Origin of the sequence: Streptomyces sp. 2131.1 (genome assembly GCF_900105515.1) — a bacterium.
Classification (GTDB): Bacteria; Actinomycetota; Actinomycetes; order Streptomycetales; family Streptomycetaceae; genus Streptomyces; species Streptomyces drozdowiczii.
In genome coordinates, this window is sequence record NZ_FNSY01000001.1 from 3,449,856 (window position 1) to 3,463,729 (window position 13,874).

The following is a 13,874-nucleotide window of genomic DNA, read 5'->3' on the forward strand; positions in this document are numbered from 1 at the left end:
CCCAGATGACCACCTCAACGCGCCCCGCAACGAGCTGGCTACGCCGCTTCCACCCGGCCGAACAGGCCCCCGTACGTCTCTTCTGCCTGCCCCACGCGGGCGGCTCGGCGAGCTACTACTTCCCGGTCTCCCGAGCCCTCGCCCCGGCCGCGGACGTGATCGCGGTCCAGTACCCCGGCCGCCAGGACCGCCGCAACGAACCGTGCGTGGACGACGTCCGCCGCCTGGCCGACCTGGTCACCGCCGAAATGCTCCCCTGGTGCGACCGGCCCGTCGCCCTTTTCGGCCACAGCCTCGGCGCGACCCTGGGCTTCGAGGTCGCCCTCCGCCTGGAGGCCGCCGGCACCACCCCGCGCGTCCTCTTCGCCTCGGGCCGCCGCGCCCCTTCCCGCCCCCGCGAGAACGAAAACGTCCATCTCTCCCCGGACGCCCGACTCCTGACCACCATCCGCCGCATGAGCGGCACCGACCCCGCGGTCCTGGCCGACGACGAACTCCTCCGCTCCATCCTCCCGGCCATCCGAGCCGACTACAAAGCCGCGGAAACCTACCGCTTCCAGGGCTCCACCCCTCTGACCTGCCCCATCGAGGTCCTGAACGGCACAGAAGACCCCGAGGTAACCGCCGAGGAAGCCACAGCCTGGACCACCCACACCACGTCAACGACCAACTTCCACACCTACAGGGGCGGGCACTTCTACCTGAACGACCACGCTCCCGCAGTCATCAACCTGATCCGCGAACGCCTGGCGCAGTAGCCCCTGAAGGGCGAGGACTCACCCGGGCCCTCGCCCTTCCCCGTGGACGCGTCCCTACTCCTCGTCCGCCGTCGTCCCACCGACACTTTCGGGATCGGGTGCGGGATTCACGCTGACCCGCAAGCACCCGTCCGTACCGAACATGTCGATCAACTGCGAAAGATGGTCACGGGCCGCGCTGCGGTCGGGGCTCTCTTCGGTGCTCACCCGCGCCCCTCCAGGTCAGCCCACACGACCTTGCCCCAACGACGCGTATCCGTACCCCAGTCGGACGCCAAGGCAGCGACGAGTAAGAGACCCCGCCCACCTTCGTCACCGTCCCCCGGCCGACACTCCACGGGCAGTTCCCGGGCGAAGTCGGTAACGGCCACACGCACGGTCCGCTCCGTGACACGCTCCACCACCACCCGGATGGAACCCCGCCTGGCATGCAGCACGGCATTGGCAACCAGTTCGCCCACGATCAAGGCGCCGTCGTCGGCCAGCTCCCCCAGGCCCCAACAACAGAGGGCGGTCTCAGCGAGGCGTCTGGCGACCGCGGCGCTTTCCGGCCGGCGCGGCAATGTCTGGCTGTACCCCGGCGGCCCGGTCGGACGGGCCCGCGTTGTAGCTTGCGGCATGTCGGTCTGCTCTCTCGGATCGGCCGAGCCCCGGGGCCGGTCGCACGGCCGCCGGGACGCTGTCCGCTCATGGAAGCGACATGCAGGAAGCGGTGACAGGGACGCCACGTCCCACTTTCACCACGCTATTCGCAAACGCCCAAGAACTCCGCCAACGGCCGGAGCCCCGCAGGGTGGTTGGGCAGAGCCCAAAGATCCCGGACGATGGCCACGGCCAACGTGTGGTGCTGCATCCAGGTAGGGGCCACCCGCCGCAGGGACTCCAGAGTCTTCACGGCGCCGGCCGCGTCCCCGGTGTCCGTATGCGCACGCGCCACGTCCAGGAGCAGCCACGTACGCCAGGACGGCGGTGTGTCCCTGCTCAGCCGCATCCCCTTGGCCAGCGCCAGGGCCTCCTGCGGGTGCCCGTACTGCACAGCCAGCCGGACCCGTTCAATACGTACGGAGGACGGGCTGAAGACACTGACCATCCGGTTGTCACCACCGTCCGGCAGTGTGGCGACGCGCACAGCCTCCTTCTCCGCGGCCTCCATCATCGCCGCCGCACGCTCGTAGTCCCCACTCCGCGCCGCAGAGGTGGCGGCGCTCATGGTCAGCGCCCCCCAGACCTTCAACCCGTCGGCGGTGTCGAGCCGGCCCTCGCCCACCAGGTCATCGGCATGGCGGAGCGCGATGCCCAACGCGTCGTCCAGCCTTCCCTGCCTCTGATACGTCCAAGCCGTCGAATTGACGATCATCGGCACAAGCAGCGGATCTCCCGCCTGCCCTGCGGCCTCTATCGCACGCTCCAGACCGATCAGCGCCAGGTCGGTCTTCCCCATCCGCACGGCAACATGCCCAGCAAGCTGAAGCGCCTTCCCCAAGGCACCGAACCCGGCCCGCCGCACCTCCCCATCGGCCGAAGCAGTAGCTGTACGCGCATCCGCGATCAGATCCGGCAACGCCTTCATCACCGTGTCGAACTCGGCGGAGTGGTACTGCGTCCACCCGGCCGCGATCCGCTCCCGCAACCGCTCCAACGAGAAGCCGTCCCCGGGCACCTCCGGCTCCGGCCCCCCGAGCACGGGCATGATCGCCCGCCGCACAGCCACGAACCGCGGCCCGTCGTTCTCCCCCGAAGCGACAGCAGGCGGGTCCCCCAACAACGTGGTGAGCTCCACGCCCAGCCCATTCGCCAACGCGTGCAGCGTGGGAAGCCGAGCCGACTGCTTCCGCCCCTGCTCAAGCTGCCGGACCACATCAACAGAGACCCCGGCCCGCTCGGCCAGCTCCTCCTGCGTCAACGAAGCCAGCCGCCGCAAGCGCCGCAGAGTCCGCCCCAACTCATCACTCGCCACACAGCCACGGTACGCGGAGACCCAGCACCCTCACCGATCAACAACCCACCGCACATCAGCCGGCCAGGCCCCGTGCTTGCTAGGTTGCCCGGTGGATAGAGACCGGTCGGAGAACCTTCGAGGTCCGCGGTCAAGAGGGGCGGGCACAAAGGTCACCGGGAGCCACCTCGGGACTATGTTGCAGGCCGTAGATCCCCGCCCCTCTCATCCTCCGAGCGGCTGACACGGTTGCTGCACTTCGTGCTGTACGGGCAACGCGAGAGGCCCCCAGGATTTGTCCTGGGGGCCTCTCGTCTGCTGTGCACTCGGCAGGATTCGAACCTGCAACCTTCTGATCCGTAGTCAGATGCTCTATCCGTTAAGCTACGAGTGCTTGTGCTTCCGGGGTTTTTTCTGCCCCGTTGGCGTTGCGAGAACAACATTACATGACCTGCGCCGGGACGCGAAATCCATTGCCCGGACCCGGCCTGAGCTGGGCAGACGCCGGGAACGGGCGAAGCCCCGGTCCTGGGGACCGGGGCTTCGTGGTGGTGCGGAGGCGGAGGGATTTGAACCCTCGATGGGGGGTAAGCCCCAAACCGCATTAGCAGTGCGGCGCCATAGACCGGACTAGGCGACGCCTCCAGCGCAACGCCCGCGCGAACGCGGATGGTGCGTGCAGATGATGACACAGCTGCACGCTGCGCCACCAATCGCGGCCTACGGTACTAGGCGGTCGGCCGGGAGGGCAAAGCGGTTGCCGTGCGCAACGCCGGGGCGCGTCGCGCGTTAGGCAGGGCGGGGGCGCCGCCCCCGCAGGTTCTTCCGCCACAGGAGTCCGCAATGATGCGCCGTCTCGCCCTCACCGCTGTCGCGTCCCTCGCCGCGCTGTCCGCCGCCGCGCCCGCCGCCACCGCCGCGTCCGGCCCCCTCCCGTTGCCGCTGTCCCTGCCGCTCCTCCAGGACGACGCGGGCACCCGGCTCACCGTCGTCGTCGCCGGCTCCGGCAACCCGGAGGCCGACGGGAGGTACGAGCTGGAGTGCGGGCCGGCGGGGGGAACGCATCCGGTCGCGGCGCAGGCGTGCGAGCGGCTGGGGCAGCTGGAGGGGGAGGGGACGGACCCGTTCGCACCCGTGTCCAGGGACGCGATGTGTACGCAGCAGTACGGCGGGGAAGCGACCGCCCGGGTCACCGGGACCTGGCACGGGCGCCACGTCGACGCCACGTTCAGGCGGACCAACGGTTGCGAGATCGCCCGGTGGAACGGCCTGCGACCGGTCCTGCCGAACGTGCGGTGAGCCGCGCCCGAGGCCCCGCGGCGGCTCCCCGCGGGGCCCGGCGCGGGTCGGAGCCGTACACCGAATGCACCAAATCTTGGTGAGAGCTCCCCCTCATCCGCAGCCCCACGCGCCTCCCCTGCCTTTAGACTCCTTCAGTGACAGCCTGAGGCCCGAGGGGCAGGATGGGGCCCGCTGTCGGCAAGGTGCAGTAATCAGGGAGGAAGCGTCGTCGTGAGCAGCAGGCCATCCCGAGGCGCTGCTCGCCTCGCAGCCATACTCGATGCCCTTCCGGACGGGCTTCTGCTCGTCAACTGCAACGGTACGGTCGTCAACGCCAACACCATCGCCCTCGAAATGTTCGAGACGCCGGGCACCGCGCTCGTCGGTCGCGGGCTGCTCGATCTGCTGCCGGAGTTCGACTCCAAGCTGATCCCGGGGTCGATGCGCCGGCCCGAGGCTGCGGACGAGCGGGGCCGTACGAAGCCCACGCGCATGATCGCGCGGCGTACCGACGGCAACGAGTACCCCGTCGAGGTGACGAGCGCCAGCCTGGAGGACGGGCAGGCGGCGTACAAGGACGTCCAGGGCTCGTACGGGGGCAGCTACACGGGCGACGAGCTGCTGATGCTCGTCGTGCGCGACCTCTCCGGCACCGTCGACACCGAGGCCGAGCTGGCCCGCTCGCAGCGCCAGACCGAGATGATCCTGCGGGCCGCGGCCGAGGGCGTCGTCGGTACGGACACGGACGGCCGGGTCGTCCTGGTCAACCCCGCCGCCGCGCAGATCCTCGGCTTCCGGGCCAGCGATCTCGGCGGCCAGGAGCTGCACCCGCTGATCCTGCACTCCCGCGCGGAGGGCGAGCCCTTCCCGTACGAGGAGTCCCCACTCGCCGACACGCTGAAGTCGGGACGCAAACATCGGGTGCGCGGCCAGGTTCTGTGGTCGAAGAGCGGGGAACAGGTGCCGGTCGACCTGACCACCGCGCCCGTCCGCGACGGCGACCAGCTCGTCGGCGCCGTGATGACGTTCACCGACCGCCGCCCCTACGAAGACCTGGACAAGCAGCGCAAGTCCGAGGTCGCCGAGCTGACCGCGAGCCACACCGCCGAGGTCACCGAGCTCACCGAACGGCATGCCGCCGAGCTCGCCGCCCTCAAGGAGGCGCACGCCGCGGAGCTGGCCGACCGCACCGAGCGTTACGCCTCCGAACTGGAGGAGCAGACCGAGCGGCTGACGGACCTCACCGCCCGGCACACCCAGCTCACCGCCGTACTCGGCGAGTCGCTGCGCGGCCCCCTGGAGGAGCTGCGCGGCGAACTCTCCGCGCTCGCCGCCGACCCGGCCGGCCAGCTGTGGCCCGAGGCGAACCAGATCCTGCACCACCTGGCCGCGGGTTACGCGCGTATGACGACGCTCATCGACAACGTGCTCGGCTACCAGCGCCTCGACGGCGGCGCGGAGGCGCTCGTCAAGACGCGGGTGCTGCTCGACGGGGTCGTCACGGCCGGCATCGACGCCTCGGTCGAGCTGATCGGGCCGGGGCGCGCTCAGTTCGCGGTGCACGCCCCGCCGATCGAGGCGGAGGTCGACGCCGGACGCCTGGTGACCGCCCTCGCCCACCTCGTCGCGGATGTCGCCGGCGTCGATTCGACAGGCAAGGCGCGGGTCGTGCCCGGTGGCGGTTACGTCGACTCGACCGTCGTGGTCGCCGCCGCCCAGCGCGGTGACGTCGTACGCATCGAGGTGCGTGGGCCGTTCGCCGGGGGAGACCCGGTGCACGTGCCGATCGTCAGCGGAATCGTCCGCGCGCACGGCGGTGTGCTCCAGACGCACGAGATGCCTGGTATGAGCGGCAGCGCGTACGTCCTCGAGGTGCCGATCGGCGCCGGTGCGGGGACGGTGGCACCGCCGGAGCCGGCTGCGGTGCCACAGGTGGAGGCAGCTCCCCCCGTGGCACCCGAGTCCGTTCCCGTCGGGGAGCCGGATCATGCGGGTCCCGCGCCGGCCGATGGCCCCGAGGCGGGCAGGGGGCGGCGACGGGCGCGGCGTTCGTCCACCGACGCCTTCCTGGACAGCCCCGTGGGCGGCTCCGACGGCACCGGCGAACTGGAGACGGCCGAGGACACCGGCGCGGCCGCGCCGACCGGGCGCCGGCGTGCGCGCCGTGCGGCCCCCGCTCCCGAGGCCGCCCCGAACGAGCTGATCCCCGCCCAGCAGGCCGCCGAGGGCTCCGGACGCCGTCGCGGGCGCCCCAGCCCCGCCGAGACGGGCGCTCCGGGGCAGGCCCTCGCGCTGCCCTCGGCCGCTCCGTCGGAGGGGTCCGTGGTGACTGCCGCCGAGGGTGCGCAGGGTGCGGGTGCCCGGCCGCAGCGCGGGCAGACCGTGCCGCCGCAGGGCGTTCCGGCCGAGGCGCAGGTCCCGGTCGCGGCCGGTGGGCACCGGGGTAACCCGGGCGAGGAGGGCCGGCTGGCCCTGCCCCCCGTCGTGAACGCCATCGAGTCCGCCGCCCCCGCCGCCTTCTCGAACCTCGACCAGGCGGCCCGTCCGGCTCCCGGCGCGGTGGCCCCCTCCCCGGAGCTGCCCGCACCGGCACCGCAGCCGACCGGCCGACGCGCCCGCCGCGCGCTGGCCGCCGCCCAGGACCGCGCCGCCGCCGACGCCGGCCCCCGCGTCCCCTTCGCCCTCCCGCCCGCCGACGCGGACCGCGCGCCGGCGGAGGGCATGGAGCCGGAGGGCTCGGGACTCGCTGCTGGTACGCGTGGGGCCCCGGGCGGTTCGTACGAGGTCGGCGTGGGTACGCGTGAGGCTTCCGGCGGTACGTATGAGCCCGGAGCCGGGGCGCCTGGTACGCCCGACGCCGCCGCGCCCAACGCTCCGGCCGTCGCGCCCGACGCTCCGGCCGGGGCGCCGGAGCACGCCCCCGTTCCGCCGCAGGTACAGCCCGCGCCCACCGGCCGGCGGCGCGCCCGGCACGGGGACACGAGTGCGCAGGAGAAGCAGCCGGCTCCGTTCGCACTGCCCGGGCAGATGGCGGGGGTCCCGGTGGCCCCGTCCGCGCCGGGTGTCCAGGGCGACGGATCCCCGCCCTTCCCCCAGCCCGCGCAGCCCACGGGAACCCCAGTCGCACCGGCCGCCCCCAGCAACCAGGCCCCGCCCTTCCCGCAGCCCGCACAGTCCACACCTCCCGCGGGGACCCCGGTTGCACCGACGGCACCGAATACCCCTGGCGCCCAGGCCCCGCCCTTCCCGCAGCCCGCACAGTCCACACCTCCCGCGGGCACCCCGGTCGCGCCGGACGCCCCCAGCGACCCGAGCCTCGGGGCGCCCGTCGCGCCCCCCGGCGCCTGGGACGACGACGCCTCGGGGCAGGGCCCCGCCGTGCCGGAGACGCAGAGCACCGGTGCGACCGCCCACACCACCGGCGCGGCGGCGCCCACCGCAGCCGCGCCCACCGCATCCCCGGCCCGTCCCCGGACGCCGGCGCCCACGCCCGACGCGCGGCGGCAGCCGTTGCCCGCCGAGGCGCCCATGCCGGAATCGCCGGACTCGACGCAGGGGCGCGCGTTCAGCGTGCGCACGCTCGGGCAGGGCGTGCCGTTCGCCCAGCACATCGCCCACCAGCAGAACCAGACGCTCGGCGGCGGCAGCAGCGTCGGGCGACGCCGCAAGCTGGCCGCGCCGCCCGAGCCCGATGCGGGCCAGGAGGAGCGCCCCGCGCTCGCCGCTCCCGCGCCCGCCGCGCCGGCTCCGGCCGCCCCGCAGCCCGCACCCCCGGCCCCGGCGACCGGCGGCACCGTGCACGGGCAGGGGTCCGGGCAGCTGCTCTCCGCGCCGGCGGCCGAGGGCCGCGCGTACGCCATCGGGGCGCCCGACGAGGGCGCGGCCGAGGGTCCCGAGCCGCTGGACGGTCCCGGCGGCGCGGTCGAGGTCGCGAACCGGCCCTCCCCGCAGCCCGTCGACGACGAGCTGCCCCCCGAGCCACTGGACAACCCGCGCCGCCTGCTCGTCTGGCCCGCGCCCGACGTCTCCACGCAGCAGGCGCTGAGCGACCGCGGTTACCGGCCGGTGATCGTGCACTCGCGCGAGGAGGTGGACGCGCAGATCGCGGCGTTCCCCGCCGCGCTGTTCGTAGACCCGCTGACCGGGCCGATCACCCGCAAGGCGTTGCAGTCCCTGCGGCAGGCCGCGGTGGCCGCCGAGGTGCCCGTACTGGTGACGGCCGGTCTGGGGCAGGCATCGCGGGAGGCGGCGTACGGCGCCGACCCCGCCGTACTCCTGAAGGCGCTCGCACCGCGCGACAGCGAACAGCACCCGCCGCGCGTCCTGCTGATCGAGGAGCACGAGGACATCGCGGTCGCGCTGACGGAGACGCTGGAGCGGCGGGGCATGCAGGTGGCGTGCGCCGCGACGGACAGCGAGGCCGTGTCGCTGGCGACCCGGATGCGGCCGAACCTGGTGGTGATGGACCTGATGCAGGTACGCCGCCGGCGGGCCGGAATCGTGGACTGGCTGCGCGCCAACGGACAGCTCAACCGCACCCCGCTGGTCGTCTACACCTCGGCCGACATCGACCGGTCCGAGCTGCCCCGGCTCGGCTCGGGCGAGACCGTGCTGTTCCTGGCGGAGCGCTCGACGAGCGACGAGGTGCAGTCCCGCATCGTCGACCTGCTCGCGAAGATCGGCACCAACTGACGGCGCACGGACTGAGGGCGCGCGCCCGGGGCGCACTGCGCGTACGCGTCGACTGACCAGCGTACGGAGGCATAGGACGAGGGCGGTACGGGAACGCACCCCTACCGCCCTCGCTCTGTCGGACCGTGGCTCAGAGCTGTGTGATGTCCAGCTCGCCCTGCGCGTACTGCTTGCGGATGACCTTCTTGTCGAACTTGCCGACGCTCGTCTTCGGCACGGACGGGATGACCGACCAGCGCTCGGGCAGCTGCCACTTCGCGATGCCGGACTCGGCGAGGAAGGCGCGCAGCGACTCGTAGTCCGCGGCGGCGCCCTCCTTGAGGACGACCGTCGCGAGCGGGCGCTCGCCCCACTTCTCGTCCGGGACGGCCACGACGGCAGCCTCCGCGACGTCCGGGTGCGCCATCAGGGCGTTCTCCAGCTCGACGCTGGAGATCCACTCGCCGCCGGACTTGATGACGTCCTTGGCGCGGTCGGTGAGCGTGAGAAAGCCGTCCTCGCTGATGACGCCGACGTCACCGGTCTTCAGCCAGCCGTCCTCGCTGAACTTGTCCGCGGGGCGCAGCGCCTCGCCGTCCGCGCCGCCGTAGTACGCGCCCGCGATCCACGTGCCGCGCACCTCCAGCTCACCGGCCGACTCGCCGTCCCACAGCAGGTGCTCGCCGCCCGGCCCGACGAGGCGTGCCTCGACGCCGGCGGGAAAGCGGCCCTGGGTGACGCGGTAGGGCCACTCCTGCTCCTCCGTCAGACCGGCGGGCGGGTTGGCCATGGTGCCGAGCGGGGACGTCTCGGTCATGCCCCAGGCGTGACAGAGGCGCACACCGAGCTTGTCGTACGCCTCCATGAGCGAGGGCGGGCAGGCGGCGCCGCCGATCGTCACGTTGGCCATGGAGGTGAGGTCGCGCGGGTTGGCGGTGACCTCGGCGAGCAGGCCCTGCCAGATGGTGGGGACGGCGGCGGCGTGCGTCGGGCGCTCGCGCTCGATCATGTCGGCGAGCGGGGCGGGCTGGAGGAAACGGTCCGGCATCAGCATGTTGACGCCGGACATGAACGTCGCGTGCGGCAGACCCCAGGCGTTCACGTGGAACTGCGGGACGACGACGAGGGTGGTGTCCTTGTCGGTCAGCCCCATCGACTCGGACATGTTGACCTGCATGGAGTGCAGGTAGATCGAGCGGTGGGAGTAGACGACGCCCTTGGGGTCGCCGGTCGTGCCGGAGGTGTAGCACATGGCGGCGGCCTGCCGTTCGTCCAGCTCCGGCCAGTCGAAGCTGGTGGAGCGGCCGGCGAGCAGCTCCTCGTACTCGTGCACACGCACCGTCGCCCCCTCCAGGACGGAGCGGTCGCCCGGGCCGGACACGATGACGTGTTCGAGCGATGTCAGCTGGGGAAGCAGCGGCGCGAGGAGCGGCAGCAGGGTGCCGTTGACGATGACGACCCTGTCGTCGGCGTGCTTGACGATCCAGACCAGCTGCTCGGCGGGGAGGCGAAGGTTGAGCGTGTGGAGGACGGCGCCCATGGACGGGATGGCAAGGTACGCCTCCACGTGCTCGGCGTTGTTCCACATGAGGGTGGCGACCCGCTGATCAGCGTCGATGCCGAGTTCGTCGCGCAGGGCGTTGGCGAGCTGCGTGGCGCGCCGGCCGATCTCGGCGAAGCTGCGCCGATGCGGCTCCGGCTCTCCGGTCCAGGTCGTGACCTGCGACTTCCCGTGAATCGTCATCCCATGCGTCAGGATGCGGGTGACAGTCAGCGGTACGTCCTGCATGGTGCTGAGCACGGCGTCCTCCCGGTGGGCGCTACGCGGCAGTAGGGTTCCGCTGATTCTGCGCACATACCGAGCGGTATGTCACTACTCCCGAGGGTACGAATCGACGTCGTCCCGCAATGTCACGCCGGCCGGGACGGTGGCGGACGGATCGATTCCGTTTGTGTGGGGCCCGTGTACGGAAGGCTCGGTGGCCGCACTCAGCGGACCGGGGTCAGCTCCGGGTCCTGGCGCAGCTTGCCGAGCGCCCGGGAGACCGCGCTCTTGACCGTACCGACGGACACACCGAGCACCTCGGCGGTCTGCGCCTCGCTCAGATCCTCGTAGTACCTCAGGACGACCATGGCCCGCTGCCGGGCCGGCAGCTTCAGCACCGCGCGCCACATCGCGTCGTGCAGCGACTGCCGCTCCGCGGGGTCGGGGCCGGGGGCCGCCTCCTGCTCGGGCAGCTCGTCGCAGGCGAACTCGTCGACCTTGCGCTTGCGCCACTGCGAGGTCCGGGTGTTCAGCAGGGCCCTGCGCACATAGCCGTCGAGTGCCCGGTGGTCCTCGATCCGGTCCCAGGCGACGTACGTCTTGGTGAGCGCCGTCTGCAGCAGGTCCTCGGCGTCGCTCGGGTTGGCGGTGAGCGAGCGCGCTGCCCGCAGCAGCACCGGGCCGCGCGCCTGAACGAACGACGTGAACGAGGGGTACGGAAGGTGCGGCGCCGCCGACGCGCGCGCACCGTGCGAGGCGCGGGTGCCCGGCTTGCGTACCGGGGCGGAAGCGCGTGCCGGCGCGAACGTGCGTACCGCAGCCGACGTGCAGGCCGGTGCGGCTCCCCCGGAGGTCCTCGTACGGACTGGCGTGGTCATGGCTCCACGCTAGGAGCGGGGCCCCTCGCCCGGATCGCCCCCAGGTCCCGAAACCGCGTCCGACTCAGGGTGTAGGACCGGGCGCCCGTCCACCTCCTGTAGGTGGAGGGCGCCGCACTCCGGGAGTCGGGGTCACCCCTGAGGTGCGCACCCCGTGCGCGGCCCGGCCCCCCGACCGGGCCGCGCACGGGGCCGGGGCTCACCAGAGGTTCGTGAAGTTCACCGCCAGGTTGTACGTGGACTGGTCGATGTCGGTGAAGCCGGAGCCGTTCACCTGCGCGGAGTTGCTCTGGTTCGACGCCCCGGCACCGGTCGCCTGCTGCTGCGAGGTCGACGAGTTGCCCGCGTTGTCCCTGCCGACCCCGCTGCCGCTGATCGTGGCCACGCCCGCGTTCGATCCGTTGCCCGCGAACGAGCCGTTGTCCGCCTGGGCCACTCCGCCGAGGAGAACGGCGGCGAGAGGCAGCGCGGCGACGACGGCGAGGGCACGAGCGGTACGGATGCTTGCCATGTCTGTTCCTCCAGGAACCGGAAATAGGGCTGAGGCTGAACCCGGGCCGGCGGCCGCCCGCCCGGTGTCGATCACGACGTCGCGGACCAGAACTGCCCACCGCCCCACCGGCGAACCACCCACAGCTTCCGATTCCCCCGCAAGCGTGAGGAACGAACCCCAAACCCCTGACCTGGGGCGAACCATGCGCCCGACGTCGGCGTAAGCGCCGCCCGAAGCGGGAAAGGCGAAGGCGGAGCCGACCGGATTCGAACCGGCGTCCTCACGGTTTTGGAGACCGCGCGCGACGACCTCTGCGCTACGACCCCGCCCCCGCCGGCCATCCTAGAAGCCCCTGCGCCCACGGCGACGGCCCCCGACCGATACGCCCGGTCGAGGGCCGTTCACCTGCGGTGGGTGTGGGATTTGAACCCACGGTGACTCGCGCCACGACGGTTTTCAAGACCGTTCCCTTAGGCCGCTCGGGCAACCCACCCCGCGCCGGCGCGGTCGGTGAGACCGGTTCGGCGCGGGAACAGCCTAGCCGGTCAGCTGTCGCCCTTGCGCTGCCCCAGGGTGACTTCGGCCGTCGCCGACTTGCCGTCGCGCTCGTAGGTGAGGGTGACGCGGTCGCCCGGCTTGTGGGTCCAGATCTCGCCGATCAGGGTCGGGCCGCTGTCGATGGGGGTGTCGTTGAACTTCGTGATGACGTCGCCCGCGCGCAGACCCGCCTTGGCCGCCGGGCCGTCCTTCGTGACCGCGTCCGTGCCGCCCGTGCCGCGGTCCGAGATGACGGCGCCACCGCTTTTCTCGTCCATCGTCACCGTGGCGCCGATGACCGGGTAGACCGGCTGGCCGGTCTTGATCAGCTGCTGGGCGACGGTCTTCGCCTGGTTGATCGGGATCGCGAAGCCGAGGCCGATGGAGCCGGCCTGGCTCTGGCCGGAGCTGCCGGTCGACTGGATCGCCGAGTTGATCCCGATGACCGCGCCGCCCGAGCTGAGCAGCGGACCACCGGAGTTGCCCGGGTTGATCGACGCGTCGGTCTGCAGGGCGCTCATGTACGAGTTGCTGCCGCCGCCGGCGTCACCGGAGGCGACCGGGCGGTTCTTCGCGCTGACGATGCCCGTGGTGACCGTGTTGGAGAGGCCGAACGGGGCGCCGATCGCGATCGTCGAGTCGCCGACCGCCACCTGGTCCGAGTTGCCCAGCGGCAGCGGGGTCAGGGACTGCGGCGGATTCTTCAGCTTGATGACGGCCACGTCGTAGCCCTGGGCCCGGCCGACCACCTCGGCGTCGTACTTCTTGCCGTTCGAGAACGTCGCCGTGAGCTGGCCGCTGTCCGCCGCGGAGGCCACCACGTGGTTGTTCGTGAGGATGTGGCCTTCCTTGTCGTACACGAAGCCGGTGCCCGTGCCGCCCTCGCCGTCACCGCCCTGCGCCTCGATCGTGACCACACTGGGCAGCGCCTTGGCGGCCACACCGGCGACCGTGCCGGGGTCGCGCTTGAGGTCCTGCGGGTTGGCCGAGGCCGAGACCGTCGTCGAGCCGGAGTCGTCGTTCCGGTCGGCCGCCCAGAACCCGAGGGCGCCGCCGATGCCGCCGGCCACGAGCGCCGCCACCACAACGGCCGCGACCAGGCCGCCCGCGCCCCGCTTGCGCGGCGCGTCGGGCGCGTGCGTTCCGCCGGGCGGGCCCCAGACCGGGCCGTTACCGCCGCCGTGCGCCCCGTGGGCGTACGCGGGGAATGCGGGCGGAGGCGGGGGCCAGCCGGCGTCGGCCGCGGACTGCGGCGGGGGCGGGGGCGCGTACTGCGGGGTCGTCGGGAACGCGGCCGTCTGCTCCGGCGCGGGCGACGGCGCGGCAGCCTGCTGCTCGGGCGCGGGGTGGACCGGCTGCTGCCGGGTCTCCGTGGCGTCCGGGTGGGACGCGACGGGGGGCGCGTCCTGCGGGTGCGCCTGGGGAGCGTCGGCCGGCACGGGAGGTGCGGACGGAACGGACGAGGCGGACTCGGCCCCGGTGCCCTCGTTGCCCTCGTTCTCTGTGCTCACAGCTCTTTACTCCTCGGTTCCACATCAGTCATTCGGCAAGAGAT

10 protein-coding genes and 4 tRNA genes are annotated in these 13,874 nt (G+C 72.5%); 3 read left to right on the forward strand and 11 right to left on the reverse strand.

The annotated features are described in order from the left end of the window. The first annotated feature begins 5 nt into the window (after window positions 1-5). Window positions 6-758, forward strand: a complete 753-nt coding sequence (locus BLW14_RS15355) for a thioesterase II family protein (protein WP_093707849.1) — start codon at window positions 6-8, stop codon at window positions 756-758. A 54-nt stretch (window positions 759-812) separates the two neighbouring features. Here BLW14_RS15355 and BLW14_RS34505 read toward each other — a convergent pair whose 3' ends face one another. From BLW14_RS34505 to BLW14_RS15375, 5 genes are all read right to left on the reverse strand, one after another. Continuing rightward, window positions 813-965: a hypothetical protein gene (locus tag BLW14_RS34505; RefSeq protein ID WP_177153984.1), complete on the reverse strand. Its 153-nt coding sequence runs from the start codon at window positions 963-965 to the stop codon at window positions 813-815. Beyond that, a complete protein-coding gene (locus BLW14_RS15360; RefSeq protein ID WP_093707850.1) occupies window positions 962-1,378 on the reverse strand; it encodes an ATP-binding protein in 417 nt (138 codons plus the stop codon). The genes BLW14_RS34505 and BLW14_RS15360 overlap by 4 nt, the downstream gene beginning before the upstream one ends. 125 nt (window positions 1,379-1,503) lie before the next feature. After that, on the reverse strand, window positions 1,504-2,715 hold the full coding sequence (locus BLW14_RS15365; protein WP_093707851.1) for a helix-turn-helix domain-containing protein: 1,212 nt from the start codon (window positions 2,713-2,715) through the stop codon (window positions 1,504-1,506). A 300-nt stretch (window positions 2,716-3,015) separates the two neighbouring features. Further along, window positions 3,016-3,088: transfer RNA gene (locus BLW14_RS15370), tRNA-Arg, on the reverse strand. A gap of 160 nt (window positions 3,089-3,248) precedes the next feature. Further along, a tRNA-Ser gene (locus tag BLW14_RS15375) sits at window positions 3,249-3,339 on the reverse strand. A 198-nt stretch (window positions 3,340-3,537) separates the two neighbouring features. Here BLW14_RS15375 and BLW14_RS15380 point away from each other — a divergent pair. Both BLW14_RS15380 and BLW14_RS15385 read left to right on the forward strand, forming a co-directional pair. Further along, on the forward strand, window positions 3,538-3,993 hold the full coding sequence (locus BLW14_RS15380) for an SSI family serine proteinase inhibitor (RefSeq protein ID WP_093707852.1): 456 nt from the start codon (window positions 3,538-3,540) through the stop codon (window positions 3,991-3,993). Between the two features lie 213 nt (window positions 3,994-4,206). Then, complete coding sequence (locus BLW14_RS15385) at window positions 4,207-8,667, forward strand: response regulator (protein WP_093707853.1); 4,461 nt, start codon at window positions 4,207-4,209, stop codon at window positions 8,665-8,667. A gap of 130 nt (window positions 8,668-8,797) precedes the next feature. On the opposite strand, the gene BLW14_RS15390 is transcribed toward BLW14_RS15385, so the two are convergent. The 6 genes from BLW14_RS15390 to BLW14_RS15415 form a co-directional block, all read right to left on the reverse strand. Further along, window positions 8,798-10,447: a long-chain fatty acid--CoA ligase gene (locus tag BLW14_RS15390; RefSeq protein WP_093707854.1), complete on the reverse strand. Its 1,650-nt coding sequence runs from the start codon at window positions 10,445-10,447 to the stop codon at window positions 8,798-8,800. Between the two features lie 188 nt (window positions 10,448-10,635). Continuing rightward, window positions 10,636-11,289: a SigE family RNA polymerase sigma factor gene (locus BLW14_RS15395; protein WP_093707855.1), complete on the reverse strand. Its 654-nt coding sequence runs from the start codon at window positions 11,287-11,289 to the stop codon at window positions 10,636-10,638. Window positions 11,290-11,488: 199 nt separating this feature from the next. Then, window positions 11,489-11,800: a hypothetical protein gene (locus tag BLW14_RS15400; RefSeq protein WP_093707856.1), complete on the reverse strand. Its 312-nt coding sequence runs from the start codon at window positions 11,798-11,800 to the stop codon at window positions 11,489-11,491. A 233-nt stretch (window positions 11,801-12,033) separates the two neighbouring features. After that, window positions 12,034-12,108 (reverse strand) — tRNA-Trp (locus BLW14_RS15405). A gap of 82 nt (window positions 12,109-12,190) precedes the next feature. Then, window positions 12,191-12,275, reverse strand: a tRNA-Ser gene (locus BLW14_RS15410). Between the two features lie 52 nt (window positions 12,276-12,327). Beyond that, on the reverse strand, window positions 12,328-13,830 hold the full coding sequence (locus tag BLW14_RS15415) for a S1C family serine protease (RefSeq protein ID WP_093707857.1): 1,503 nt from the start codon (window positions 13,828-13,830) through the stop codon (window positions 12,328-12,330). Window positions 13,831-13,874: the final 44 nt, after the last annotated feature.

Coding starts and splice junctions, on each gene's coding strand:
- BLW14_RS15355 (WP_093707849.1), top strand. CDS start 6: ATGACCACCTCAACGCGCCCCGCAACGAGCTGGCTACGCCGCTTCCAC.
- BLW14_RS15360 (WP_093707850.1), bottom strand. CDS start 1,378: ATGCCGCAAGCTACAACGCGGGCCCGTCCGACCGGGCCGCCGGGGTAC.
- BLW14_RS15380 (WP_093707852.1), top strand. CDS start 3,538: ATGATGCGCCGTCTCGCCCTCACCGCTGTCGCGTCCCTCGCCGCGCTG.
- BLW14_RS15395 (WP_093707855.1), bottom strand. CDS start 11,289: ATGACCACGCCAGTCCGTACGAGGACCTCCGGGGGAGCCGCACCGGCC.
- BLW14_RS15400 (WP_093707856.1), bottom strand. CDS start 11,800: ATGGCAAGCATCCGTACCGCTCGTGCCCTCGCCGTCGTCGCCGCGCTG.